Consider the following 1,995-nt stretch of genomic DNA (forward strand, 5'->3'; position numbering starts at 1 on the left):
CCGGCAGCTCGCGGCGCTCGCCGTCGAGCGCCTCTGCGCACGCTTCGAATGGTCGGTGCTTGACTGGAACCAGCCCGCGATCGACTTCTACGAGAAAATGGGCGCGACCGTGCTGCCCGACTGGCGCATCGTGCGCGTGACCGGCGATGCGCTGAACACGCTCGCCGCGCGCTGACGCAATACGCGCAGGCAGACAAAAGGGGCGCCGATGGCGCCCCTTGTCGTTTCTGCCTGCCCGCGAGACCGGCCTCCTCAGGCCTCGTCGATGTCCGCGACGTCGGCGCCGAGCAATCCGGCCGCGGCTTCGCCCGGCAGCGCCTCGACCTGCTTGAGCTTGCGATTCATCACGCGGGTGCGCTGCTCGGCCGCCTCGATCGAACGCGTGACCGTCTCCAGCTGAGACTTCGTGCGCGCCAGCACGTCGCCGAACTTGCCGAACTCCGTCTTCACCGCGCCGAGCACCTGCCAGACTTCGCTCGACCGCTTCTCGATCGCAAGCGTCCGGAATCCCATCTGCAGGCTGTTCAGCAGCGCGGTGAGCGTCGTCGGGCCGGCCACCGTCACGCGATAGTCGCGCTGCAGCAGGTCGGTCAACCCCGGGCGGCGCAGAATTTCCGCGTACAGACCTTCGGTCGGCAAGAACAGCAGCGCGAAATCGGTCGTGTGCGGCGGCGCGACGTACTTCTCGGCAATCGTGCGCGCCTCCGCCCGGATCCGCGCCTCGAGCGCACGCGCCGCCTCTTCGACCGCGACCGCATCGGCACGCTCCTGCGCATCGATCAGCCGCTCGTAGTCCTCGCGCGGGAACTTCGCATCGATCGGCAGCCAGACCGGCTGCGCGTCGTTCGCACTGTCATGGCGCTCCGGCAGGCGAATCGCGAACTCGACGCGCTCGCTGCTCTTCGGCACCGTCGCGACGTTCTTCGCGTACTGATCGGGCGTCAGCATCTGCTCGAGCAGCGCCTCGAGCTGCACTTCGCCCCAGGTGCCGCGCGTTTTCACGTTGGTCAGGACCTTCTTCAGGTCGCCGACGCCCGCCGCCAGCGTCTGCATCTCGCCAAGCCCGCGATGGACCTGCTCGAGCCGGTCGGACACCAGCTTGAACGACTCGCCGAGCCGCTGTTCGAGCGTCGCATGCAGCTTCTCGTCGACCGTGCGGCGCATCTCCTCGAGCTTCGCCGCATTGTTCGTCTCGATCTCTTTCAGCCGCTGTTCGAGCGTCGCGCGTACTTCGCCGATCCGCCGGTCGTTCGCCTCGGTCAGCTGCGTGAGCTGGCGATTGAGCGTGTCGCCGAACAGCCTGAGCGCCGCGCTCTGCTCCTCGCGCGCCTGCTGCGCCTGACGCTGCAGGCTTTCGCGCATCGCGTCGAACTGCTGCGTATTGCCGGCAACGAGCTTCGCGAGCTGCTGCGCAAAACCGTCGATCTGGTTGTTCTGCACGGTCGCGACGCTCGTCAGCTGCGCGGCGAGCGTCTGCTGGAGCCGGGTGAAACTGCCGGCCATTTCCGTACGCGAACCGCGCGAGCTTTCGACGATCTCGCCACGCAGCTCGCGTTCGAGCCGTTCGTACGCGCGCGCCTGCTCGTGCGCGGCGTCCTCGATCTGCTCGCCGAGGAACGCCGCGTCGTCGTATCGGCTGTTGCCGCGCACGATGGCGACGATCGCCACGGCGAGCGCGACGGCCAGCACGACGATGGCCGCGAGCAACAAGGCAGTCGTCATACGCGCACCCGTCCGATCACGTCCGGATTGATCGGGTTCGGCGGACGGCCTGCGCGCGGCCCTTCGCCCAGCGCGGCGATCAGGTTGTCGGCGGCGAGGTTCGCCATCGCACGGCGGGTTTTCTCGGTTGCGCTCGCGATGTGCGGCGTCAGCACGACGTTCGGCACCTCCAGCAGTGCGGGATGCACGCGCGGCTCGCCTTCGAACACATCGAGGCCCGCCGCGGCGATCTTCCTGTCGCGTAGTGCGGCGGCGAGCGCCGCGTCGTCGACG

The 1,995-nt window shown here is 68.4% G+C and carries 2 protein-coding genes and 1 pseudogene; 1 reads left to right on the top strand and 2 read right to left on the bottom strand.

What is annotated here, in order from left to right:
* A pseudogene (locus KH616_RS24560) lies at positions 1 to 175 on the top strand (GNAT family N-acetyltransferase); the annotation flags it as partial.
* A 77-nt stretch (positions 176 to 252) separates the two neighbouring features.
* On the opposite strand, the gene rmuC reads toward KH616_RS24560, so the two are convergent.
* Complete coding sequence (gene rmuC, locus KH616_RS24565; protein ID WP_292253857.1) at positions 253 to 1,722, bottom strand: DNA recombination protein RmuC; 1,470 nt, start codon at positions 1,720 to 1,722, stop codon at positions 253 to 255.
* Positions 1,719 to 1,995: NAD(P)-dependent oxidoreductase (locus KH616_RS24570; RefSeq protein WP_292253859.1), on the bottom strand; the 277-nt coding region annotated here is incomplete at its 5' end. The genes rmuC and KH616_RS24570, both read right to left, overlap by 4 nt.

This window comes from Burkholderia sp., from assembly GCF_018375725.1.
Lineage (GTDB): Bacteria > Pseudomonadota > Gammaproteobacteria > Burkholderiales > Burkholderiaceae > Burkholderia.

Excerpts from the sequence above, each read along its gene's own strand:
- rmuC (WP_292253857.1), bottom strand. The coding sequence starts at position 1,722 with ATGACGACTGCCTTGTTGCTCGCGGCCATCGTCGTGCTGGCCGTCGCG.